Here is a 659-nt window from a genome sequence, read left to right as displayed (position 1 = left end):
ATTTTTAATGGCATCGGTGACGGATTTGTTCGCGTCTTTCGCTTGTTGCTCAAGTTTCGTTTTAACGTCATCGAGGTTTACACTGTTGGTCGCATCGTAAAATGACATAGGATTTCCCTTTATTTTTGGTTAGCTTCGTATGCTTCAATCACAACCTGTGCCGCTGTGTATGCTTCATACTGTTTTAGTAGCAATTGATACTGCTGCGGAGGACATCCCAAGTCCAACTGACGCTTTACCGCTGCCTGTGCTTGTAAGAGCTTGCTCTTAATGTTTTGCACTTCAATGCCACTTAGGTCGTTATTTAGAATCTGTTCAAGATTTGTCATGGTTTTTCTCGCCTTCGTATCCAAGTTCAATAGTGATAACGCGCCCGCCTTTCACCAGCTCAATCCCTGCTGGCGTTACGCTGGATATGCGATAACCCTGCGGAGTGCGAGCCCCTACCATGTAGCGAACGTTATCGGTAAGAATAACGTACGGCACTTGGCCAAAATTAACGCTACGAAACGGGAAGTCGATGTCCGTGCCTTTGCTGACTTTGGGAATCGATTTCAAAACCAGATACGGCTTTTCACCATACTGCTCACGAAAATCCCGAGTCACGCCGTAAAAGCGTGTGGTTTCGATGTCGTCTAATTCACCACGTACTTCAATGC

At 45.8% G+C, this 659-nt stretch carries 1 protein-coding gene and 2 pseudogenes; all 3 read right to left on the bottom strand.

Annotated elements, in window-relative coordinates:
- A pseudogene (vscF, locus tag R8O10_RS25565) lies at window positions 1–108 on the bottom strand (type III secretion system needle filament protein VscF); the annotation flags it as partial.
- Window positions 109–119: 11 nt separating this feature from the next.
- Window positions 120–329: an EscE/YscE/SsaE family type III secretion system needle protein co-chaperone gene (locus tag R8O10_RS25560; RefSeq protein ID WP_015296814.1), complete on the bottom strand. Its 210-nt coding sequence runs from the start codon at window positions 327–329 to the stop codon at window positions 120–122.
- Window positions 316–659: pseudogene (vscD, locus tag R8O10_RS25555) on the bottom strand (SctD family type III secretion system inner membrane ring subunit VscD); the annotation flags it as partial. The gene R8O10_RS25560 and the pseudogene vscD, both read right to left, overlap by 14 nt.

It is taken from the genome of Vibrio sp. 1727, from assembly GCF_033344415.1.
Lineage (GTDB): Bacteria > Pseudomonadota > Gammaproteobacteria > Enterobacterales > Vibrionaceae > Vibrio > Vibrio alginolyticus.
The sequence above is the reverse complement of the archived record's forward strand: the minus strand, read 5'-3'. Positions and strand labels throughout refer to the sequence as shown.

Coding starts and splice junctions, on each gene's coding strand:
- R8O10_RS25560 (WP_015296814.1), bottom strand. CDS start 329: ATGACAAATCTTGAACAGATTCTAAATAACGACCTAAGTGGCATTGAA.